Genomic DNA, 24,721 nt, shown 5'->3' with positions numbered 1-24,721 from the left:
GAAATTATGAAACAAGAATGGCAATCACCAGTATTAGAAGAGCTTGATATAAACATGACAATGGCTGGACCTGGAAAACGACTTGTTGACCAAGTGTTTGAAGATGAGGATGAGCAAGGCGCACTTCACCACAGCTAATGCACTAATATTTAAATGAGATTTATATGCTTTACAGCCCTTATATAGTTTAACAACGGTATAAGGGTTTTTTTCTAATCAATTTTTCAACTATTTGGAGTGAGAAAGATGATACATACTGTAAAGAAAGTGGTTTACAAAGCCTTCGGATTAACTCTATTAAGTGAGATTCCTCTGCCGGAATTGCCTCTAATAAGCAATTATGAAAATAAAGTAGACATCAGAATCGAAACTGCAGACTTGTCTAAGTTATGGGAGGAGTTGTCCTCTCCAAAATCAGTATTCGTAGTCGAAGAAGATTTAATTATGTTCCAAATCCCCGAAACTGCCACGTTTTGTATTCAAAATGGAGAAAAAATTATCGTTTCACCTATGGAAGGATCTGATCAAGATAAGATTAGGCTTTATATTCTTGGAACTTGCATGGGTGCATTATTGATGCAAAGAAAAATACTTCCTTTGCATGGGAGTGCAATAGCCATCGATGGGAAGGTATATATTTTTATAGGAAGATCGGGAGCTGGAAAGTCAACTCTTGCATCAGCTCTCTTGAGCAAGGGGTATCAACTTTTAAGTGATGATGTAATTGCGGTATCTTTTTCTGAGGATAATATTCCGTTTGTTACACCCTCTTATCCACAACAAAAGTTATGGAAAGAGAGCCTTGATCAATTTGGAATGGAAACAACGCATTATCAGCCTTTATTTGAAAGAGAGACTAAATATGCTGTACCAGTGTCGTCAAACTTTTTCAATGAGCCGTTACCGCTTGCTGGTGTATTTGAATTAGTGAAAACGGAAAATGAGAATGTTGAAATTCAACGTATTGAAGGGCTAGAAAGGTTACGTACATTACTACGCCATACATATCGAAATTCATTAATCCCACGGTTGGGGCTGATGGAATGGCATTTTATGAACTCTACAAATATCGTAAATAAGGTGGAGATGTTTCAATTAAGGCGCCCTATTTCAAAGTTTACGGCGCAGGATTTAGTATCCACAGTTCTAAAATCTTTAAAAGAGGAGGAAAAATAATGATTACTAACAAAAAAATTTCATTAAACAGTTTTATCGTACAGGGTCAAGAAAATGTAGTGAGTGATATGGATGGAGAGAAAGTTATGATGAGCATCCATAATGGAAAATACTACAATTTAGGAGGGATAGGCGGTGAAATTTGGGAGTTAATAAATGAATTAATATCCGTTAAGCAATTGGTTGATATATTAATGTCCCGATATATGGTTGAAGAGGCAGAATGTCAGGAACAAGTATTCTCTTTCTTGAATCACTTGGATGCAGAGGGCTTAATCTTGGTTAAGGATAAAAATTGATTTATAGCTGAATGTTTCAGATTTAATAGGTTAGGAGTAGGATCGATGAATATCAAAAATAAAGCAAAAGCTTTCTTATCGTTCGATACGGGAACAAAATTGTTACTAGTAGAAGCTTTCTTTTATTTAGGCTGGGCTCGTATTCTTAAAAGTATACCGTTTTCTAAAGCTGCTCCTATGTTAGGAATTCACATGGATGAAACGTCTTTAAGCTATAATGAATCGGAAAAAATCATGTTAAGGAAAATTTCTCAAGCAGTACATATGATGAGCCGTTACACATTTTGGGAGAGCCAATGTCTTGTTAAAGCTATTGCTGCAATGAAAATGCTGGAAAAACGCCATATCGAGAGTACGCTTTATTTAGGAACCGCGAAAGATGAGATAGGAAACATGATTGCCCATGCGTGGTTACGCAGTGGGCCCTTTTACATTACCGGTGCAGAGGAAATGAAGAGATTCACGGTTGTTGGTAAATTTGCAAAAAGGATAGGGTAAAAAAATCTTGAAGGAGAATGAGATGGATACAGGTTGTAATCTTAATTTGAGCCATTTACCTAAAGAACTGAAACTGTTACTTGAAATTATAAAGAAAGAAGATAAAGAGCTACAAACAATTCCAAAAGATTGGTTTATCGATATTGATTGGAACAAATTTTTGAAATTGGCACTGCATCATCGCATGTATGCCTTCATCTACACAAAGATGAAGAACATCGATAAACAACGAATTCCTTCACAGGTTGTGCAAGTGTTAAGTACATACTTTAAAAGGAATACATTCCATATGCTTCATCTAAGTGGAGAAATGGGAAAGGTAAGTAAATTATTCGCCGAAAATCAGCTTCGTCTCCTATTTTTGAAGGGACCTATTCTTGGGATAGATCTGTATGGAGATATTTCTCTTAGAACATCTGGAGATTTGGACGTTCTCGTTCCTATGGATGATCTTGAAAAAGTAAACGAATTACTTGTAAAGAATGGTTATGTTAAAGAGGAAGATTTTCCAACAGTTATGAATGAATGGAAGTGGAGACGCCATCATACAACTTATATGCATCCAGTGAGTAAGGTGAAATTGGAGATTCATTGGCGATTACATCCGGGCCCTGGAAAGGAACCAAAATTTGATGAGTTGTGGGGACGGAAAAGAATGAGCCCTATTACAAATTATCCTGTCTATTTTCTAGGTAGAGAGGATTTACTTATGTTTCTTGTTTGTCATGGGGCTAGACATGGGTGGTCAAGGCTTCGATGGTTAGCAGATATCGATCGTATTGTAAGGCAAGAGGTGGATTGGAAAGAGCTTAATGTTCTATTGAAAAAGTATCAATGTAAGCATTTAGTAGGTCAGGCACTTATTTTATCTTCCCAGCTGTTAAATACTCCAATAACAGAAGAAACAAGAGTATTCATGTCAGAGAAGCGGTTAACAGAATTAGCACAGCTTGCGATCTATTATTTGGAAAGTATGATTAATTTGCATACAGATCCTGTTCCTGAAGAGGTTTCAGAATATCATGAACGGTATTTATATTCGTTAAAGACAATCCATCAAAAATTACTGTTTCATCTTAGCTGGTTGTATCCTTATCCTCAGGATGTGGAAACTTTACCACTACCAAAACAATTGCATGTTTTGTATTTTCCTTTGCGGCCAGTTTTATGGACTTGGAGGAAAACAAGATACCATAAGGGGATGTGAAAATGAGAAATATTTTATACTTTACAAAGCAGTTATACTCTTTTACTGGAAACATTCTCATTGTTAATCTCTTGGGAATGGTATCTGTCAGTCTCGTAGAAGGAATCGGTATTTTATTATTAATTCCTATGCTAAGTATTAGTGGGATTGCGAAAATGAATGAGAAAGCAAGCCCGCTTTCAGGAGTATTGGGATTTTTAAATGATTTCCCTACAACTTTAGGGTTACCACTTGTATTGGGGATCTATCTCGTATTGGTTGTGGGACAAGCCGTTTTGCAAAGAAATATAACGATTCGCAATGCGAAAATTCAGATACGCTTTATTAATCATTTGAGATTGGAAACGTATCGTGAATTATTGCAGAGCAATTGGAGTTTTTTTGTAAAAAAAAGGAAGTCGGATCTTATTAACTCTTTAACAACGGAATTAGGGCGTGTCAGTGCAGGTACTAACTTATTTTTACAATTGCTTACTTCGTTGATTTTCACATTCATACAGATTGGTTTTGCTTTTTGGTTAGCAGCAGACATAACACTCTTTGTATTATGCTGTGGTGTAGTACTTGCCTTTTTTTCTCGAAAATTTATTAAGAAATCAAAACGGTTAGGTGGAAGGACCTCAGAGAATTCGAAAGCTTATCTGGCAGGCATAACGGATAATTTTAATGGGATTAAGGATATAAAGAGTAATCTCCTAGAACAATCTCGTTATATGTGGCTACGTAATTGGGTGAAGGATGTAGAACGTGAACAATTTGCATATATTAAGGTGAGAAATAATTCCCAGCTTTTTTATAAGATAGCATCAGCGTTTTTCATAGCCTTTCTGATTCTACTATCGGTTAATCTGTTTCAGACACAAACTGAGCAATTATTATTAATTATTCTTATATTTTCTCGATTGTGGCCGCGATTTTCAAGTATACAATCAAATATGGAGCAAATTGCAGCGAATCTTCCTGCTTTTAAAGCTTTGCTAGAATTACAGCAAGAATGTAAGCAAAGCGTGGAATTACAAAATGTAGAGCAGGATTATAATTGTGTGAATCCTATTCAGATAGAACAATCTATTGAGTGTAGGAATATCTCTTTTCGTTACAATAAAGAGAATTCCGTATATGCGCTGAAAGATATCAATTTATGTATACCATCTAATTGTATGACGGCCATCTCAGGGCGTTCTGGTGCTGGGAAGAGTACATTAATTGATATTGTAATGGGGCTTCTGCAACCAGAAAATGGTCAATTATTAATAGATAATAAACCGTTAACGAGTAAAAATCTATTGTCATTGAGGAAGACGATTAGCTATGTTCCTCAAGATCCATTTTTATTTAATGTTAGTATAAGGGATAATTTGAGAATGGTTGAGCCCAATGCGAGTGAAGAGGAAATTTGGGAGGCATTGGATTTTTCTGCTTCTACGGAATTTGTCAGTAAGCTTCCACAGGGATTGGATACACTTGTTGGTGATAGAGGAGTTAAACTCTCAGGAGGAGAACGACAACGACTTGTTCTTGCGAGAGCGATACTTCGGAAACCATCTATTCTAGTATTAGATGAGGCAACAAGTGCATTGGATGCTGAAAATGAAGCGAAAATACAAGATGCATTAGAAAGATTGAAAGGGAGAATGACAATTATTGTCATTGCACACAGATTGTCCACTATACGTAAAGCTGATCAAGTAATTGTAATAGATCAAGGACAAATTATTCAAAGTGGTAGTTTTACTCAATTAGCAAAAGATAAAAGTGGATTGTTTAGCAGTCTACTTGATCAGCAAGCTAAGGTAAACATTTAAATATGACTAGTCACAATTATTTTTTATAAATTAGGGAATACACTGCCTTTATTTCTTTTGGACCGGTACACAATTGGATTATTTCTGATTTGGAGGATAATTGGTATTTATATATTAGTCTTTTTATGGATATATGAGCTTAATTTAATGGTGTGACCAGAAAAAAATTAGAAATACTTGTTGTAACTTATTAATATACCACCTATATACATTTGTATATACATATGTATATACAAATGTTATAATTTAAGGTGGAACCTAGTTTTATTTATACTAGACAACAAACGCAGTGAGGCCCCTCGTTTTTAGGACTAGGGGTCTCTTCTATTTTCATTTTAGAAAATGAGATCTGTCTATATAATTGTGATTTAAGGATAACTAGATTTTGTTTTTATGTATTGTTAAATAGATTTGAAAAGAATTTATATACGGAATTTAATGTTTTTATAAAATATGAATATACCTTTTGTGAGGATATTTTATATGACTTTTATTAAAGGTTAATCCACAAAGATTTAGTTTTTTATAAAGTCTAGTAGTGTTCTAAATGAAGAATCTTAATTTCCAAATATATTATTTAAGATAATATAAGAGAAATGCAGAAATTTGTAGAAATTTGTAGAAAAACCAGCTTATGATAGTAAAAACCAGTAAATATTAAGTTTCTCTTTCTTATTTTTGTCCTTTATAATGAGCTATGAATACGACACATGAGGCAAATAATGTATATTGCCTCTCCCTAACTTTGATATACACCTTTTTTTCTAACCTCCGTGTTAATTGCTATTATGTTGTTATACCTATTTTAGCGAGGGGAAAAAGGGTGTATCTTTTTTGTATACATAGTCTTAATAGATATTTGGGATAGAAAGCATTTCTTGTTTTTCGTGACAAAAACAAGAGAGAATGGGATAATAAAGACAGTGTATTAGTGGTATGACCAATTTGATGTGTAAGGAGAGAGTAATATGCTAGATATAGGGCAAATTAAAGAAATTATTCCACATCGTTATCCATTTCTACTTGTCGATCAAATCCTAGAAGTAGAAGAAGGAAAGCGTGCGGTTGGAATTAAAAATGTAACGGCAAATGAGGAATACTTTAATGGACACTTTCCAGATTATCCTGTAATGCCAGGTGTTCTAATTGTAGAAGCATTAGCGCAGGTAGGCGCTGTTGCGGTATTAAAAAAAGAGGAGAATCGTGGACGCCTCGCATTCTTCGCTGGTATTGATAACTGCCGCTTCAAGCGTCAAGTACGTCCCGGTGACCAACTTCGTTTAGAAGTGGAAATGACACGTGTACGTGGACCAATTGGAAAAGGGAAAGCAGTTGCAACTGTAAATGGTGAAATTGCTTGTGAAGCTGAGATTACATTCGCGCTTGGTGATAAAAAAGAATAGATATGTTTTACTTTAGGAGATGAATAGGACATCCTCATTTGTCTCCTTTTTTCATGAACAAAGGTCGAGCTGATTTGGAACTTGAGAAACTGAATAATCTTATTATTAAATTATTAGTATTAATGTATATAATAGAAGTAAGAAAAGCAATTATTCCAGCGGCTGGTTTAAAAACACGTTTTTTGCCTGTACCAAAGGCGATGATATCATGCAAGCGGGCGAGCTAGCTAGCTAGCTAGGATTTATTCAAACAACAATCGAAATAGCGGTGCAACACGAAGAATTAAAACAGGATCTTCTAAATTATATGAAGAAACTTTTAGAATATGAACTTAGCGTTACGAAATGGAAGAAGAGTAAGAGAGTTTTTCGACAAGATCAATCCTCTTTTTTCATACACCTTAAAAATTGTATCAGTATGATTTTTAAGGTGTATGAAAAGCGATAAAAAAATGTTGTAAATATCTTCTTTGAAAGGTATTATAATCATAAGGTTTATCTAATTATTAATTATAAATAAATATACGGATATAATAATTCATAGTAAATAAATGTCTATACATGTCGAAAAGAATCGATACATGTCGGATTTAGTATTATTTTATTTGTCAACTCTATAAATAATTTTCTCAAGTTTATTGCTATACTAATGTTAGTTATGTAATATAATAAATGATTCCCTATTCCTAAACATTGTGAGAAATAGAGAATAGATTTTTCAGTGTCAGATTAAAATCTGACATTTTATTTATATGTGAAAGTTTTTTTATGACAAATTATTGAAAGCTGGAGGAAGGCATGGAAGAAACAATAAGTTTGAAAGAACTATTTACTATTTTAAGAAAACGTTTGATTATGATCCTCGCAATAACGATTGGGGCAGCACTTGTAAGCGCAATTGTAAGTTTCTACTTTATGACACCCATTTATCAATCTTCGACACAAATTCTTGTTAACCAAAAGAAGCAAGAAGGTGTTTTCCAACCAGGCGAAGTGCAAACAAGCCTTCAATTAACAAATACATATAAAGTCATCGTTAAAAGCCCTGTTATTTTAGATCAGGTAAAAGAAAAGTTAAAACTGAATATATCAACTGGAGCATTAAATAATAAAATTAACGTAGCAAATGAAAAAGATTCGCAAGTTATTGCTGTTACAGTACAAGACAAAGATGCAAAACTAGCCCGTGATATTGCAAACACGACAGCGGCAGTATTCAAAAGTGAAATTGCGAAAATTATGAGTGTTGATAATGTAACAATTCTATCAAAAGCAGAAATGGCGGAGGGAAAATCTCCAATTAAGCCTAACAAGATGTTAAATGTAGCTATTGCATTTGTCGTTGGTTTAATGGCCTCTGTTGGACTTGCATTCTTACTAGAATATTTAGATAACACATTCAAAAAAGAAGAAGATATCGAAAAATTTCTAGGTCTACCAGTTCTTGGAACAATTTCTCATATGGAAGAAGGCAATGTAAAAAGAAAAAGTCTATCAAGGGAAAAGAGAGTAGGAGGGCATACAATTGGTTCTTAAGAAAAAGGCATTACGCGCACGTCGTCAGCTTATTGCATATGAACAACCGAAATCATCTGTTTCGGAACAATATCGAAATGTACGAACAAATATTGAATTTGCATCCGTGGATAAAAAAATTCGTTCTCTTGTAGTTACATCTGCCAATTCAAGTGAAGGAAAGACAACAACAGCGGCTAACATTGCGATAGTCTTTGCGCAGCAAGGTAAAAAAGTATTGCTCATTGATGCGGATTTACGTAAACCAGCATTACATCAAATGTTACAAGCTGAGAATATTTTTGGGTTAACAAGTGTATTAACACGTAATAAAACACTTGAGACATGTGTAACAAATACACAAATTAGAAATTTAAGCTTCTTGCCATGTGGGCCAATCCCACCAAACCCAGCTGAATTGTTGGGGGCAAACTCGATGAAAGCTTTACTTTCAGAGATATATGGCATGTATGATCTCGTTATCTTTGATACATCACCAATTTTACCAGTTACTGATGCGCAAGTTATGGCAAATCAATGTGATGCTTCTGTGCTCGTGATTCGAAGCGGTGCAACAGAAAAGGATGCAGCATTAAAAGCGAAGCAAGCATTAGATAGCGCTAAGGCTACACTTCTTGGCGTTATTTTAAATGATAAAGAACAAAACGGATCCGAATATTATTATTACGGATCTAACTAAATAAGTAAGAAGGGAAGATACAGTGTTATCTTTTCTTCTTATCTTGATCATGAAAAGAGAGGATGCATGAGAATGATTGATTTACATTGTCACATTTTGCCGGGAGTTGATGATGGTGCACAATCAATGGAAGATAGCATTGCGATGGCAAGAGCTGCATGTAAAGAGGGGATTCATACGATCGTTGCTACGCCGCATCATCAAAATGGTGTTTATATCAATCCAGCAGAAAGTGTTCTTCATCAGGTAAAGCAGTTAAATAATAGATTAAAAGAAGAAGAGATACATTTAACCATTTTACCTGGTCAAGAAATCAGGTTGTACGGAGGACTGTTAGAAGATTATCAATTAGGGGAAATTCTTACACTTAATTGTACGGATGTATATACAACTATTGAGTTTCCAGCAAACCATGTTCCGCGCTATGCAGAAAAAATGTTATACGAACTGCGTGTAAGAGGAATTACGCCAATCATTGTACATCCAGAGCGAAATACGGAAATAATTGAACGCCCCGAGTTGTTGTATAAGCTCGTTCATCAAGGAGCCCTTACACAAATTACGGCGGGAAGCGTAACAGGGAAATTCGGAAAAAAAATTAAAAAATTTACAATGCAACTTATTGAGCATCAGTTAACACACGTGATCGCATCAGATGCTCATAACACGAGTTCGCGTTCGTTTCACTTACAATTGGCTTATGAAACAGTAGAAAAAACATTTGGGAGTTCTACACTTTACTACTTCAAGGAAAATCCATACTCACTAATAGGTGGAAAAATGATTTACCGAGAAGAACCCGAGAAAATAAGGCGTAAAAAAATATTCGGTATCTTTTAAAGAAAAACATTTGGTGATGCCTCCTAACCAATATCAACGGAGACACTCGGCTATGCTGTGGGTAGAATATTTCTACCTTAGATGCGTTCGTTGTCAAAAGCATGGTGTGAGGTCGGGTTAGATGCCCGTTATTATTATTTTGTTAGAAGTTATAACTATATCTTTTAGAAATATAGAAGGTATAGTTATAACTTTTATTATATTTAAATATATAAATATATTCAAGTGGGAGGATATAAAAGTTGAAACAAGTAAAAAAAGCAATCATTCCAGCAGCTGGACTGGGGACAAGATTTTTACCAGCGACAAAAGCAATGCCGAAAGAAATGTTACCAATCGTTGATAAACCGACGATTCAGTACATCGTAGAAGAAGCAATTGCATCTGGAATTGAAGATATTATCATCGTAACAGGTAAAGGAAAACGCGCAATCGAAGACCACTTCGATCACTCTTTTGAATTAGAACAAAACTTACTTGAAAAAGGGAAGTACGAAATGCTTGGAAAAGTACAAGCATCTTCCAAAATTAACATTCACTACATACGACAAAAAGAACCAAAAGGATTAGGACATGCAGTATGGTGCGCACGTAAATTTATTGGGAATGAGCCATTTGCAGTATTACTTGGCGATGATATTGTACAAGCAGACACGCCGTGCTTACGTCAATTAATGAACCAATATGAAGCAACAAACTCATCCGTAATCGGTGTACAAACCGTACCAGAAAATGAAACGCATCGCTATGGCATTATCGATCCGTTAGAACAAAAAGGACGTAGTTATCAAGTGAGTACATTTGTTGAAAAGCCAGCGCAAGGAACAGCACCATCAAACCTCGCAATTATGGGACGCTACGTATTAACGCCAGAAATCTTTATGTTCTTAGAAAATCAACAAACAGGTGCTGGCGGAGAAATTCAGCTAACAGATGCCATTCAACGCTTAAACGAAATTCAACGTGTATTTGCATATGACTTTGAAGGAAAGCGCTATGACGTTGGTGAGAAATTAGGGTTTATTCAGACGACGATTGAGATGGCGCTGCAGCATGATGAGCTAAAAAATGAGCTTGTGAAGTACATGGATAAACTTGTGCAGAAAGAACTTTTAAAATTATAGGTTTTATATAATTAGGAAGTAGGTTGTTTTTTATACAAAAGTATAGGATATGGTTTATAAAATTTTAGGTGTGGGAAGAACCCTTGTCTCAAAGTTATATAAAAGAAAGGAATATGTATCTTGAGTTATCAAAAGAGGCTCTCATTATTAGTATTGCTAGATTCATTTATTGTGCTAACATCGGTGTACTTGAGTTATTGGTTTATTCACCCCGATGCATTAAATAATATACCGACTACACTTATTATTAGTTCAATTACATTACTCGGTAGTCATCATGTTTTCGCTGCAATTTACAAGTTATACAAAAAAGCTTGGGAGTATGCAAGTATAGGGGAGGTAGCAAATATTTTTAAAGCTGTTACATTCTCTATTATTGTGACTGCAATCGTTCAACAAATTATCAATCAAGATATCTATGTTCGTATTTTAGTAATTGCATGGATGCTACATATGTTACTTATTGGTGGTTCACGTTTTATATGGCGTATTTTCCGAGATACATATATTTCAAAGAAAACGGACAAAGTTCGTACATTAATTGTTGGGGCTGGATCAGCAGGAGCGATGGTTGTACGCCAGTTGCAAAAAAATCATGAGGCACCTTTAGAAGCAGTTGCGTTTGTTGATGATGATAGAAAAAAACAAAGGTTAGAAATGTATAATGTTCCTGTTGTAGGAGCAACAGAAGATATTCAGCAAGTTGTTGATAAATTTCAAATTGAACATATTATTATCGCGATTCCTTCGCTTAGTCGTAAAGAAGTAAATGGAATTTTTGAAGCATGTACAAAAACGAAAGCAACAACTCAAATTGTACCCATGCTAGAAGATATTCTAGACGGAAAAGTTTCTATTAATGAATTTCGTGATGTACAAGTGGAAGATTTACTTGGACGCGAACCTGTGAAATTAGATGATGTGGGTATTGGTGAAAAGATTAAAGGAAAAACAATATTAGTAACAGGTGCTGGTGGATCAATTGGCTCGGAACTTTGTCGACAAGTAATGAAATTTAAACCAGATAAAATTGTATTACTTGGTCATGGAGAAAACAGTATTTATACAATTGAAATGGAATTGCGTTCGCTATATAAAGATTCTATCGAAATTACAACAGAAATTGCAGATGTACAAGACCGAGATAAAATGTTTGAAGTAATGAAAAAGCATACCCCATACATTGTGTATCATGCAGCGGCACACAAACATGTTCCACTTATGGAAAGGAACCCCGAGGAAGCTGTAAAAAATAATATTATTGGTACGAAAAATGTTGCGGAAGCATCGGCTACTTTTGGTATAAACACATTTGTTATGGTTTCTACTGATAAAGCTGTTAACCCAACAAGTGTAATGGGCGCAACAAAACGTATTGCTGAAATGATTGTTCAACATATGGATACTGTAAGTGATACGCGTTTTGTAGCTGTCCGTTTTGGGAATGTACTTGGGAGTCGGGGAAGTGTTATTCCTTTATTTAAGAAACAAATTCAGCAAGGTGGACCAGTCACTGTTACACATCCTGATATGGTTCGTTATTTTATGACAATTCCAGAGGCTTCACGTTTGGTTATTCAAGCTGGTGCTTTGGCTAATGGGGGAGAGATTTTTGTGTTAGATATGGGGGATCCAGTTAAAATCTTGGACTTGGCTAAGAATCTTATTAAGCTCTCAGGTTATAAAGTTGAAGAGATTGGGATTGAATTCACAGGGGTAAGACCCGGGGAGAAATTGTTTGAGGAACTTTTAAATTCTAAAGAAGTAAACAATAATCAAATATACCCTAAAATATACGTGGGTAAAAAAATAGCAATACCGTTGTCCGATGTCCGAGAAATTTTAGATAGTTACAGTCAGATGCAAAAATTAGAATTAAAGGGAAAACTACTTAATCTTACAAATGATAAATCTATGACTTTGTCTTAAAATTTTATTATAAAATATCTTAGGGGAATATCTTATGCATACTCTAATTAAATATTTAAAAAGAATTAAATTTTATTTTTTTATAAAATTAATTAATTTAATACCCTTTACAAGGTTTTACCGATTCAAACGTTTCTTATTAATACAAGCTGGTGTGCAATGTGGTATAAATGTTAGAATCGGTGGGAAATTAAAAATTTCTACTGATAATGTGAGTTTTGGAGATAATATATGGATTGGAAATAATACGACCATTTATAATTCAGGATACTCTATGGTTATTTTTGGAGATAATATTGACATTGCTCCTAACTGTACATTCTGTACTGGTAGTCATGAAATTGGAAGTCAAATACAAAGGGCTGGAAAAGGTTATACAAAAGATATTAAAATCTGTTCAGGGACTTGGGTAGGAATAAATACAACTATACTAGCTGGGGTAGAAGTGGGGAAAGCAAATATAATTTCAGCAGGGACAATTTTGACAAAGAGCACAGAAGAAAATTCTTTAGTTGGAGGAGTTCCTGGAAAGATGATTAAGAAATTATGACTAAACAGTTAGCATATTTAATTAACTATACTATCTCGAAATTTTTCCCAGCGTTATTGAGTTTATTATTTCTACCCATTATGGTAAGAATGTTAAATGTAAAAGAATATGGCGAATTAAACATTAATACGCAACTTTTCTTTTTATTAAATACAATTTTGCTTTTAACAACGTATTATGTACAAAGGAATTTTAAAAAAAATCCATCTTGCTTAAATGAGGCCATGGCAATTACTATTCACCTATCCTTATATGCAACAATTATATTTTCTGTTATTAATTATATTATATTTGGTAATTTTAATTTGATATTTAATATAATTATTGCGTTGAATTATGTTGCTTTAGGCATATATCAAAATAATATGACTGCTTTAAATGTTATGGAAGAAAGTAAAAAATATGCAAGTTATCAAACAATTTATTCACTTTTAAAAACGTTGTTTGGTATATTATTTGTTTTTCTAGTAGATAATTATATTGGTGTTTTTTTAGGCATGCTTGTGCCTTTGTTGCTTATTAATAAGCAATTAATTAACTTTAATAAAGCTAATGTACGGCTAAATCTAAAGAGATTAGATTTAGCCGTATTTAAAAAGTATTTTAAATTTGGGATTCCGTTAGCTATTTTTTCTTCTTTAGATATCATCCTAAGTTATTTAGATGTATTAATGGTAAAATCTTTCTTAGGTATTAATTTTAGCGGATATTATTCAGGGATATATAATATATTAAATTTTATAGTATTATTCCCACAGTCTATATTAGTACTTTGGGGATTACCCAAGGTGATAAAATTTATAGATAACTATGAAATTCGTAGAGTTAAAAGTTTATTGGTAGTTATAATTGCAACATATCTGATGTTTTCAGTATTTTTAATATTAGCTTTTTATCTATATGGCAATCAAATCATATCTATACTTCTAACTCCTGAGTATTCTAAGTATAGTCAGGTTGCTTTAATCCTAATACCTGGTTTGTTTTTTGCAGGATTAATGAAGATATTAATTATGTTATTCCAAGCTATTAATAAGAAGTTTTATGTGGTAAATATAGCTGTAGTAATTTCAATAATAATAAATTTCAGCTTAAATATATTATTAATACCATTTTATAAATTATTCGGGGCTGCTTTCGCTACTCTGTTTTCTTATATGCTAGTTAATAGTATTTTAATTGTTAACATTAGATCACTATTTAAATCAATAACAAGTAAACAAGGCTATTAAGGGGGCACGAATAAAATTTTAAAAATAAGATAATGAGGATAGGGTATTATGATTCTATTAACATATAGGTATAACTTTATGTTATTTTTATTGTTTTTCATGAACACATTAGCATTTACATATATTTTTTATAGCAATGTATTAAGTATGCTAAGGATTCCAATGGTTGTGTTTCTATTAATAGTGTATGTACTAGTAAACTTTAGAAATAAGATTGTATTTCCAAAAGCTGAGTTAGGTGTACTATCCATTATTTATCTGTTTGTTTTTTGGTTATTAGGTGGAGTTATTACATCCTTAGATCCAATAAATTCTTTGGTATATTTCTTGTGGCTATTTTTAAATATCTGTTTAATTTATGGGATAACTAGCAAGGTTAAAACGGATGCTGATGTTTTGAATTATATATTTTCACTAATAATAGTGATTTTTATATTTCATTTAATTTCAGTAATTTTATTTAATGGAAATAGTATTGTGCATAGAGGAGAAAATATAGGTTTTAAAGGGATTTTTCAGAACAATAATACGTTCGGAATGATTTCGATGCTAGGTTGTATATCGACCATCTGTATGTTGGGATTCAAAAGATATTTTAGTAAAAGGGTATTTGTTTTTCTACGTATCAATATTATAATTACCTTTTTGACAACTGTACTCTCTAATTCAAGAGCATCTATTGTCGGGTTAGTTTTAGCTTTCGTTATGTTATGTATATTTAATAAGAAGTTTAAAAGAGTACTCGCTTTATCCTCTCTATTTATACTCATATATAGCATTAGTATAGATAAAATCTATGAATACTTTAGAATTAACTCTCTTCAAGAGCATGGATTATTTAGCGATAGAACGGGCCTATATAATTTTGCAGTTAAATCATTTAAAGATATACCTATTCAAGGATTAGGAATTGGTAGGCAAGAAGATTTATGGAGAATTAGTAAAGAAAGCTATCCAATCAACTTATCAAATGAATTAATTGGTTTTTCATTTCATAACAGTTATTTGCAAATTATAATAGAAACTGGATTTCTAGGTATGGTACTCTTTTTGATGATTATATTTGTAACAATATATAATTTTAAAAAGATAAAAACAGTCGAGTATAAGAAGGTTGCACAAGCAGTTGTAGTGATACTTAGTGGATTATTATGTAATGGTTTTTTTGAATCGTCCTTATTATTACCAGGCAGTCCAATTTCTATAGTATTTTGGTTGTTAATTTTATTAATTAATAAGATTTATTATCTAGATAGTAAAAGTGAAAAAAAACAAAGAGGCTAGATGTTAGTATTTCTAGTTTTTTTGTTTTTTTATTTTGAAAAAATTTAATAAATTTAGGAGATATCGGGTGAAAATACACTATGAAAAAAGTAGCGCTTATTAAAAACATTCCTAGTCCTTATAGGCAAGGATTATTTGAAGAGGTAAACAGACGTAATAATATAGATTTGACAGTTTATTATTGTGCAAAGACAGAGAAAACAAGAGATTGGAATATAGCTTATAGTAATTATAAGTATAAAGTATTACCAGGCTTCACTTTTAAAAACATATTTCATGTTAATTTAAGTATATTAAAGGAATTATTTAAACATAAATATGATGTCGTTATATTAGGGGGATATGCAATTCCTACTTTACAATTGGCGTTTTTATATGCAAAGTTAACTAATACTTCTTTAATTCTATGGTCTGAAAGTACATTAGGAGACCATAATCAGGAAGGGAATTCCTTGAGAAAAAAATTCAAAAAACGATTTTTAAAATATATGGTTAAAAGGTTCGATAAATATATAGTTCCGGGTACTGAGGCTAGAAAATACTTGATGAATTATGGTGCTGAAAATAATAATATTATTACCGCCCCAACAACATGTGATATTACCTATTTTAGAGAGAAATATCAATATTACAAAGAGTCAATCAAAGAAATAAAAGAAAATCTTGGTATTGATACGAGCAAAGTAATATTAAACGTTGGACGTTTAATAGATGTTAAAGGCATAGATGTATTGTTAAAATCATTTGCAAGTTATCAACTTTTAAATAAAGACGTCACCTTATTATTAGTGGGAGATGGAGAAAAGTTTGAAGAGTATAAAAAGATTGTAGATGAACAAAACTTAAAGGTTATTTTTACTGGTTTTATACAAGTAGAAGAGTTGCCGAAATATTATGCAATTAGTGATGTATTTGTTTTCCCATCAAAAGGAGATGTATGGGGGTTAGTAGTAAATGAGGCAATGGCCTCTAGTTTACCTATTATTACCACGAATAAGGTTGGGGCTAGTATTGATTTAGTAACTTCTAAGAATGGTAGGATAGTAAAAGCAAATAATGTGGATGAACTATATTATGCAATAAAAGATTTACTAGACAATGAAGAATTAAAAACGATGGGAAAAGAGTCTTGGGAAAAAATACAGGATTTTTCGCATACACATGCTGCTATTGGATTTGAAAGGGCTGTAAATGCTATTAATTCTAAGTAATATGGAGGTTGAAAAGAGTCTATGAGAGTTGCAATAAACACATTATATGTTGTGCCAAATAGAAATGGGGGTGGAGAAGTATTTTTAAAAAATCTAATTAAGAGCTTAGTTAATACAGATAGTGATATTTTGTTTTATATTGTAGTGAATAAACAAAATGAAGAGTTATTTCAATTTAATAGTGAAAATGTTAAATATGTATATGCTCCATCGTGGACGTCGAAAAACCATTTTAGAATTTTGTATGAGAATTTTATATTACCTTTTTTATTATGGAAGCATAAAATAAATATACTTTTAAGTTCAGGAGATACAATTCCGTTAGTGAGTTTTACTAAAAATGTTTTGGTAGTTCAAAATATAAAATATTTTCAAGATAAGGTTGAAACAACTAATATACTTTCGAAAATCAAATGTTATTATTTTAAATTTATGACGCCTAAATCTATTATGAAAGCAAATAGAGTTATAGCAGTTTCAAATGAAACTCAACGTAATATTATTAACTACTCAGAAAAATTAAATAAATACAAGGGTAAGATAACAGTAATTTATGAAGGTGTGACAAAAAATTTCAAATTACTAAAAAAACCTAGTAATCAAGGAGATATATTAAGTGTAGCAAGTTATTCACCTCATAAAAATATAGAGGAATTAGTTAGTAATTATATATATACTATAAAGGAAACGGGACTTACAAATAAACTTATACTAATAGGAAATGATAATAATGCATTGGCTAAGAGATTAAAGGAAAAAGTTAGATCTTTAAATCTTACAGAACAAATTATTTTTAAAGGTTATGTTCCAAATGATAAATTAGTAGATTACTACAATGAAGCGAGTATAGTAGTATTGCTGTCCTCTGTAGAATCTTTTGGACTTCCATTAGTTGAGGCAATGGCATGTGGTCGTCCAGTAATAGCAAATAATACTAGTGTAATGCCAGAAATTTTAGGTGAAGCAGGAATCTATGTAAATAATGTAAACGATAAGGAAGAGTTTAAAAGGAAAATATTAGATATTATGAACGATAAAGAAAAAATAAGTGAATATTCACGAGCATCTTTAAATAGAGCAAAGGAATTTTCTTGGGATATTGTTGCTAAACAATATATAAAAATATTTAAATCAATCGATTTTAGGTAGGTGCTAAAATGTTTCAGGTATTGCAAAATTTGAAAACAGGTCAAACAAAATTAACTACAATTCCAACACCACAATTGAAAAAGGGTCATGTATTAGTTAAATCTATGTCAAGTGTAGTTTCAGCTGGAACTGAGCGTATGCTTGTGGATTTCGGAAAAGCAAATTATTTAGAAAAAGCAAAACAACAACCTGAAAAGGTAAAGCAGGTACTAGATAAAATTAAAACGGATGGTCTAGGTCCAACAATGCATGCAGTTCAAACAAAATTAGATCAACCACTTCCATTAGGATATTCTAATGCAGGTATAGTAGTTGCTGTGGGCGGTGGTGTTGAAGAATTTAAAGTAGGAGATCGAGTTATTTCTAATGGACCACATGCTGAAATCGTATGTGTACCAAAAAAATTATGTGCTAAGATTCCAGATAATGTTGATTTTGAATCGGCTGCTTTTACTGTTATTGGATCAATTGGATTACAAGGTATTCGTCTAGCTCAGCCTACATTGGGTGAAACATTTGTGGTTATTGGTTTGGGGTTAATTGGTTTAATAACTATTCAATTATTGAGAGCACATGGCTGTAAAGTTATTGCAACAGATTTTGATAAGAAAAAATTAGAATTAGCTAAAGAATTTGGTATAGAAGTAGTGGACCTTGCTGCTGGTATCAATCCAGTTGAATTTGCTAATCAATATACAAATGGTAGGGGAGTAGATGGAGTAATTATTACGGCTTCTACTAAAAGCAATGATCCAGTTAAACAGGCTGCACATATGTGTCGCAAACGAGGACGTATTATCCTTGTTGGGGTGACGGGCCTTGAATTATCACGAGCAGATTTTTATGAAAAAGAATTAAGTTTTCAAGTTTCATGTTCTTATGGGCCAGGTCGTTACGATTCTAATTATGAGCAAAAGGGACAGGATTATCCAATTGGTTTTGTAAGATGGACAGAACAGAGGAATTTTGAAGCGATTTTAGACATGTTATCGATTGGAACAGTAAATGTTCAACCATTAATTACAAACCGATTTAAGTTTGAAGATGCGACGGATGCGTATCAAACTTTAACTGAGGATAAAACAGCTATTGGTATCCTTCTAAACTATGATGAACATAAATATGATTTGGATAAGATGGAAGAAGAACGGACGATTGTACTAAATAGTAATCATGAGAAGGCGACAGAAAAAGCTGTTATTGGGTTAATTGGTTCAGGGAATTATACTAATGCTACATTATTGCCTGCGATGAAAGGATGTAACGCTACATTAAAAACAATAGCGAGTAGTGGTGGTGTAAATGGTGTTCATGTAGGGAAAAGATTCGGGTTTGAAAATACGACAACTGATGCTAGTGAGATTAATCAAGATTTAGATGTTAATACTGTTATTATCACTACAAGGCATAATACTCATGCTCAATTTACAAAAGAAGCGTTATTAGCTGGAAAGCATGTATTTGTAGAAAAACCTTTATGTATTAATCGAGAAGAATTAGAAATGTTAAAATCACTGGATTATTCATCTTCACAAATACTAATGGTTGGATTCAACCGAAGATTTGCTCCGCATATTCAAAAGATGAAGAGCCTATTAGATAATGTTTTAGAGCCAAAAACAATGATTATGACGGTTAACGCAGGAGAAATTCCTATTGATCATTGGACTCAAAATCCAAACGTGGGTGGAGGAAGAATAATCGGAGAAGCAATTCACTTTGTGGATTTACTTCGCTACTTAGTAGGGCATAAAATTGTAGATGTTTCGGCTACGATGATAGGGGATGCTCCAGGGGTTGCTGTATGTGAAGATAAAATGACAATTACTTTATCTTTTGCAGATGGTTCAATTGGAACAGTACATTATTTTGCAAATGGTAGTAAGTCATACCCGAAAGAAAAGCTAGAGGTATTTGCTGGTGGGAAAATACTTTCATTAAACAACTTCAAAACATTAGAAGGATATGGATGGTCAAACTTTAAGAAAATGAAATTATGGAATCAAGATAAAGGGCATAAAGCTGGTATACATGCATTTATTGAAGCAATTAATAATGGTTTACCATCTCCAATACCTTTTGAAGAAATTATAGAAGTAACAGAAGCTAGCTTTAATATTGTAGAAAATGCTCGCTCTAAGAGGGGATAAACGATGAAAAGAAAGCTTGAACTAGTGAAAAATATGGGGATAGGTTGGACAACTTATAGAATTACATATGAGCTCAGAAAGAGAATCGGGTTACTGGAAAGGAAATATCCAGTAACCTTTTTTAGTGATGAACAGTTATTATCAACTATAACGTCATATAAGTCTTCAAAAAATGAATTTGTTTCATGGTGGAAAGAGAATTCAATACCATTTTTTTCATCAGTTGAAACATCTAGTCATGAAACGTTGATCGATCTTTTAGAAAAAGAGAAGGATAAGGTAATTAAGGACGCTAATGAAATTTGTGATTATACGTTTACTTATTTTAGTAAATGGAAAGTTAAGTATAAAGATTTAGATTGGCATTATAGTCCTATTACTAAGAAAAATTCCCCTAAAGATAAGCATTGGATGAAGATTCCTGATTTAGTAGGAGAGTTTGGAGATATAAAGTATATTTGGGAATTATCTCGATTTTCTTTTGTTTATACACTAGTACGTGCCTTTTCCATAACAGAAGATGAGAAATATGTGCAAACCTTCTGGAATATCATTGAGGATTGGATTGAAAATAATCCAAATCAACTTGGAGTTAACTATAAATGTTGTCAAGAGATGTCTATTCGGGTTATGGCTTGGATTTTTGGTTTACATGCTTTTAAGAATCATCCATTATCTACTAGCGATAGAATATTTTCATTGTTTAAAACAATATATCTGCATGCAGATCATATAGAAAAACATTTTGAATTTTCTTTGAGGGCTGTTAAAAATAATCATACAATTACTGAAGCGGTAGGAATGTATACGATCGGATTGCTATTTCCCTTTTTTGATAAGTCTAAGTTATGGAAGAAAAAAGGATTGAAGCATTTACAACAAGAGGCTATGAAGCAAATTTATACCGATGGTTCATATCTTCAACATTCTATGAATTATCATCGATTAATGCTACAGGATTATACTTGGGCAATTCAATTAGGGAAGATTAATGGTGAACAGTTTTCTATTGAATTTTTAGAGAGAGTAAAAAAAGCTGTGCTTTTTCTATATTATCATCAAGATAAAAATACAGGGAAACTTCCGAATTATGGTATGAACGATGGGGCGCTTATCCATCCTTTATCAACTTGTGATTACTTGGACTATCGTCCTCAACTAAATGCTGCGTATCACATTGTAACTGGTAAGAGACTATATGAATCGGGTATTTATGATGAGAATCTTTATTGGGTACGTGGTAGAGAGGCATTAACATCAGAAATAGAAAAGATAGAAAAGCAGTCGAAGTTATTTGAGCAGGGTGGTTACTATATTTTAAAAGGTAAACAATCATCTGGAACAGTTCGCTGTGCTACTTATAAACATCGACCGTTTCAAGCGGATATGTTGTCATTAGATTTATGGTGGGAAGGGGAAAATGTACTTACAGATGCGGGTACTTTTTCTTATAATACCGATGATAAATGGCTAAATTATTTTAATGGAACGAGGTCACATAATACAATTATGCTAAATCAAAAAGACCAGATGGAAAAAGGGTCCCGATTTATTTGGTATAAATGGCTAAAATCTAAAGTTAGAAAATTTGATGTAAATGATTATTTTTCTATTTTTGAAGGTGAACATTATGGTTATAAACCATATGTTCATAAAAGGACAGTGTGTAACATTCAAGATAGTTGGGTCATAATTGATGATATCTTAGGGGATAGTTTTATAGAACCAATTACATTGAATCAAAGTTGGTTATTTGGAATCCAAAATGTGCAATTTAATTCCAATACTATTGAATTAAATTTAAAAGATACGAAATTAGAATTGTTAATGCTAGATGAAAATGATTCCAAAAATCTTTTCTATTATGGTGATGAAGAGAATAGTAGAGGCTGGCGATCTTTATATTATGGGGAAAAGGAACCAGTACAACAGATGGTGAGAAAGCTGAAGATTAATAATAATACAAGACTTATAACGGTAATAAAGCCAAAAGAATATAAGGTAACACGTGTGTCTACTTCTTCCATAAGCATTGCAGGACACGTTATACATCTAAATGATATTGGTATAAATTCCATAATATCCAATATAGAGAAGGAGTAGTTTAATATGAAAATTCTATTAATTCACCAGTACTTTTTAGGAAAAGATGATCCAGGGGGTTCAAGATTTAATCAATTTGTTAAGTACTGGGAAGAGCAAGGGCATGAAATTACTGTTGTAGCTGGAACAGTACATTATGCAACGGGAAATAAAGAAGAAAGGTATAAAGGAAAATGGATTGTAGAAGAGCAGTACTCTCCTAATGTAAAAGTATTAAGAACTTATGTATCAGAGGCATATAACAAGTCATTTTTGGGAAGATTATGGGGGTATTTTTCGTTTACGGTTTCTTCATTAACGACAACTTTATTTAAGGTAAAGCGACATGATGTTGTGATTGTAACATCGCCACCTCTCTTTGTAGGGGTTACTGGTATTTTAACAAAATGGTTTAAACGAATACCTATGATATTTGAGGTTCGTGATTTATGGCCAGAATCCGCTATTGATACAGGAGTTTTAAAAAGTAAGCCATTAATAAAAATGGCTTATTTTGTTGAAAAGCTTTCATATAAGTTTGCTAATAAAATTAATGTACTAACACCAGCTTTTAGAAATGTGCTAATAGAACGGAAAAATATCTCAAAGGATAAAATAAGCTTTATACCTAATGGTGCAGATTTAGACATTTTTGAACCAGGCCCAAAAGATAATTGGGTTCGAGAAAAATATGGATTAAAAGATAAATTTATAATCACTTATATGGGGGCACATGGATTAGCGAATAATTTGGACAGCCTCTTAAATGTTGCTAAAGCTTGTGAAGAAAATAAAGATATAGTCTTTCTATTAATTGGGGATGGAATGGAAAAAGGAAGACTGAAGAAAAGGGTTGAGGATGAAAATATCCAAAATATCCATTTTGTTGATTCGCAGCCGAAGGCAGTCATTCCAGATTTCTGCAATGCATCAGACATTTGTACGGCAGTTTTGAAAAAAGTAGATACATTTAAAACAGTATATCCCAATAAAGTGTTTGATTATATGTCATGCGCTAAGCCGATTCTACTAGGAATTGATGGAGTTGCTAGAGAGCTAGTAGAAGATAGTGAGTGTGGGGTGTATGTTGATCCAGAGGATACAATTAAATTTAAAGAAGCAATAATGGATTTATACCAAAATCAGGATCAGCTAAAGGAAATGGGTTCTAATGGATATAGTTTTGTACAACAACAATTTAGTAGAAAAGTATTAGCAGATAAATATATTGAGGAAATTGCAAAAGTAATTAAATAGGGGGACCTAAAAGTGAATAAAAATCTATGTGTGATAGGATTAGGGTATATTGGATTGCCAACATCTGCGATGTTTGCAAAAACAGGTTATTATGTAACTGGTGTAGACGTAAATCCAATTGCAATAGAAATGATTAATCAAGGGGAAATTCATATTGAAGAAGTTGGTTTAGGAGAATTAGTTAAAGAAATGGTTGAGAAGGGAAGATTAAAAGCTAGTCTCCAACCGTCTCATGCAGATGCGTATATTATTGCAGTGCCGACACCACATAAGGCGGATCATACAGCAAACTTAGATTATGTAATTGAAGCGACAAAATCTATTGTACCATTTGTGAAACCAGGAAATGTAGTTATTGTTGAATCTACAATTCCTCCGAGAACAATTGATGATGTAGTGGCGCCAATTTTTAAAGAACATGGATGGATTGTAGGAGAAGATATTTATCTAGCTCATTGCCCAGAAAGAGTATTACCAGGACGCATATTAATTGAGTTAGTTGAAAATACACGAATTGTTGGAGGAATCAATGATATTTCTACTATAAAGGCTGCAGAGTTATATCGTAGCTTTGTTACAGGACAGATATTAGAGACTACTGCTGTCACAGCTGAAATGTCTAAGTTAATGGAGAATACATACCGTGATGTTAATATTGCACTTGCAAATGAATTGGTTAAAATTTCTCAAGAGTTAAATATTAATGCATTAGATGTAATTCGTTTAGCTAACCATCATCCACGTGTGAACCTACACCTACCAGGTCCAGGTGTTGGAGGGCATTGTTTAGCAGTCGATCCTTATTTCATCATTGAAAAGGCACCAGGGCAATCCGTATTAATCTCAGATTCTAGAGAAATTAACAATTCTATGCCTACATTTATTACAGATCAGGTAGAAAAAATGGTTCCAGCTAATGGGAAGATTGCTGTTCTAGGGATTACTTATAAAGGAAATATCGATGATGTTCGAGAAAGTCCTGCGATGACAATTGTAGACTTATTAACAGCTAGAGGATATGAAGTAGCAGTACATGACCCGCATGTTCATCAACAACAAGTAGTATTTAATCTATATGATTTTGAAGAAGCGATTACAGGTGCAGATTGTGTACTTGTTTTAACAGATCATAATGAATTTAAATACCTGAATGAAACAAGTATTTTAGAACATGCAAAAAAACCTGTTATTCTAGATACACGTAATTGTGTGAAATGTGAAAATCCAGAAATAATTTATATTAATTTTAATAACTTATATGAACTTAAAGATTTAGATGTTGCTGAGAAGCGATTAGTAAACAATTAAAG

Annotated in this window: 22 protein-coding genes and 1 pseudogene; all 23 read left to right on the top strand. The window is 32.7% G+C overall.

Features of this window, described 5'->3' with window-relative positions:
• Positions 1-6 precede the first annotated feature (6 nt).
• The 23 genes and pseudogenes from ACX5JI_RS15570 to ACX5JI_RS15460 all read left to right on the top strand — a co-directional run bounded on the left by ACX5JI_RS15570 (position 7) and on the right by ACX5JI_RS15460 (position 24,719).
• A complete protein-coding gene (locus ACX5JI_RS15570; RefSeq protein ID WP_141497346.1) occupies positions 7-138 on the top strand; it encodes a paeninodin family lasso peptide in 132 nt (43 codons plus the stop codon).
• A 108-nt stretch (positions 139-246) separates the two neighbouring features.
• Complete coding sequence (locus ACX5JI_RS15565) at positions 247-1,176, top strand: aldolase (protein WP_459501937.1); 930 nt, start codon at positions 247-249, stop codon at positions 1,174-1,176.
• Positions 1,176-1,475, top strand: a complete 300-nt coding sequence (locus ACX5JI_RS15560) for a lasso peptide biosynthesis PqqD family chaperone (RefSeq protein WP_459501936.1) — start codon at positions 1,176-1,178, stop codon at positions 1,473-1,475. The genes ACX5JI_RS15565 and ACX5JI_RS15560 overlap by 1 nt, the downstream gene beginning before the upstream one ends.
• A 45-nt stretch (positions 1,476-1,520) precedes the next feature.
• A complete protein-coding gene (locus ACX5JI_RS15555) occupies positions 1,521-1,973 on the top strand; it encodes a lasso peptide biosynthesis B2 protein (protein ID WP_459501935.1) in 453 nt (150 codons plus the stop codon).
• Positions 1,974-1,995: 22 nt separating this feature from the next.
• Positions 1,996-3,180: a nucleotidyltransferase domain-containing protein gene (locus tag ACX5JI_RS15550; protein ID WP_459501934.1), complete on the top strand. Its 1,185-nt coding sequence runs from the start codon at positions 1,996-1,998 to the stop codon at positions 3,178-3,180.
• A 2-nt stretch (positions 3,181-3,182) separates the two neighbouring features.
• Positions 3,183-4,985 (top strand): ABC transporter ATP-binding protein, encoded by a 1,803-nt coding sequence (locus ACX5JI_RS15545; protein ID WP_459501933.1) that lies wholly within the window; start codon positions 3,183-3,185, stop codon positions 4,983-4,985.
• 968 nt (positions 4,986-5,953) lie between these two features.
• Positions 5,954-6,388, top strand: coding sequence for a 3-hydroxyacyl-ACP dehydratase FabZ (fabZ, locus tag ACX5JI_RS15540; protein ID WP_098338285.1), 435 nt, complete (start codon positions 5,954-5,956; stop codon positions 6,386-6,388).
• 74 nt (positions 6,389-6,462) lie between these two features.
• Positions 6,463-6,615: a hypothetical protein gene (locus tag ACX5JI_RS15535; RefSeq protein ID WP_459502049.1), complete on the top strand. Its 153-nt coding sequence runs from the start codon at positions 6,463-6,465 to the stop codon at positions 6,613-6,615.
• 8 nt (positions 6,616-6,623) lie between these two features.
• A pseudogene (locus tag ACX5JI_RS15530) lies at positions 6,624-6,722 on the top strand (UTP--glucose-1-phosphate uridylyltransferase); the annotation flags it as partial.
• A gap of 464 nt (positions 6,723-7,186) precedes the next feature.
• On the top strand, positions 7,187-7,924 hold the full coding sequence (locus ACX5JI_RS15525) for a YveK family protein (protein WP_459501932.1): 738 nt from the start codon (positions 7,187-7,189) through the stop codon (positions 7,922-7,924).
• Positions 7,914-8,603 (top strand): CpsD/CapB family tyrosine-protein kinase, encoded by a 690-nt coding sequence (locus ACX5JI_RS15520; protein ID WP_459501931.1) that lies wholly within the window; start codon positions 7,914-7,916, stop codon positions 8,601-8,603. Before ACX5JI_RS15525 ends, ACX5JI_RS15520 begins: the two co-directional genes overlap by 11 nt.
• A 72-nt stretch (positions 8,604-8,675) precedes the next feature.
• Positions 8,676-9,443, top strand: a complete 768-nt coding sequence (locus ACX5JI_RS15515) for a tyrosine-protein phosphatase (protein ID WP_459501930.1) — start codon at positions 8,676-8,678, stop codon at positions 9,441-9,443.
• 242 nt (positions 9,444-9,685) lie between these two features.
• The gene (gene galU, locus ACX5JI_RS15510) at positions 9,686-10,567 is read left to right on the top strand and encodes a UTP--glucose-1-phosphate uridylyltransferase GalU (RefSeq protein WP_459501929.1); all 882 of its coding nucleotides are present in this window, start codon (positions 9,686-9,688) and stop codon (positions 10,565-10,567) included.
• 120 nt (positions 10,568-10,687) lie between these two features.
• Positions 10,688-12,496 (top strand): polysaccharide biosynthesis protein, encoded by a 1,809-nt coding sequence (locus tag ACX5JI_RS15505; protein ID WP_459501928.1) that lies wholly within the window; start codon positions 10,688-10,690, stop codon positions 12,494-12,496.
• Positions 12,497-12,530: 34 nt separating this feature from the next.
• Positions 12,531-13,046 carry an acyltransferase gene (locus ACX5JI_RS15500; protein ID WP_459501927.1) on the top strand — a complete coding sequence of 172 codons (516 nt, stop codon included), beginning with the start codon at positions 12,531-12,533 and terminating at the stop codon, positions 13,044-13,046.
• Positions 13,043-14,278, top strand: coding sequence for an oligosaccharide flippase family protein (locus tag ACX5JI_RS15495; RefSeq protein WP_459501926.1), 1,236 nt, complete (start codon positions 13,043-13,045; stop codon positions 14,276-14,278). The genes ACX5JI_RS15500 and ACX5JI_RS15495 overlap by 4 nt, the downstream gene beginning before the upstream one ends.
• A gap of 48 nt (positions 14,279-14,326) precedes the next feature.
• Positions 14,327-15,562, top strand: coding sequence for an O-antigen ligase family protein (locus ACX5JI_RS15490; protein ID WP_459501925.1), 1,236 nt, complete (start codon positions 14,327-14,329; stop codon positions 15,560-15,562).
• An 80-nt stretch (positions 15,563-15,642) separates the two neighbouring features.
• A complete protein-coding gene (locus ACX5JI_RS15485; protein ID WP_459501924.1) occupies positions 15,643-16,773 on the top strand; it encodes a glycosyltransferase family 4 protein in 1,131 nt (376 codons plus the stop codon).
• 21 nt (positions 16,774-16,794) lie between these two features.
• The gene (locus ACX5JI_RS15480) at positions 16,795-17,922 is read left to right on the top strand and encodes a glycosyltransferase family 4 protein (protein WP_459501923.1); all 1,128 of its coding nucleotides are present in this window, start codon (positions 16,795-16,797) and stop codon (positions 17,920-17,922) included.
• An 8-nt stretch (positions 17,923-17,930) separates the two neighbouring features.
• Positions 17,931-20,072, top strand: coding sequence for a bi-domain-containing oxidoreductase (locus ACX5JI_RS15475; RefSeq protein ID WP_459501922.1), 2,142 nt, complete (start codon positions 17,931-17,933; stop codon positions 20,070-20,072).
• Positions 20,073-20,075: 3 nt separating this feature from the next.
• Positions 20,076-22,175, top strand: coding sequence for an alginate lyase family protein (locus tag ACX5JI_RS15470; RefSeq protein ID WP_459501921.1), 2,100 nt, complete (start codon positions 20,076-20,078; stop codon positions 22,173-22,175).
• A 6-nt stretch (positions 22,176-22,181) separates the two neighbouring features.
• A complete protein-coding gene (locus tag ACX5JI_RS15465; RefSeq protein WP_459501920.1) occupies positions 22,182-23,411 on the top strand; it encodes a glycosyltransferase family 4 protein in 1,230 nt (409 codons plus the stop codon).
• A gap of 12 nt (positions 23,412-23,423) precedes the next feature.
• Positions 23,424-24,719: a nucleotide sugar dehydrogenase gene (locus ACX5JI_RS15460; RefSeq protein WP_459501919.1), complete on the top strand. Its 1,296-nt coding sequence runs from the start codon at positions 23,424-23,426 to the stop codon at positions 24,717-24,719.
• The last annotated feature ends 2 nt before the right edge of the window (positions 24,720-24,721 follow it).

Source organism: Bacillus sp. C1, assembly GCF_054570475.1.
This window is presented reverse-complemented; position numbering and strand designations above follow the sequence as displayed.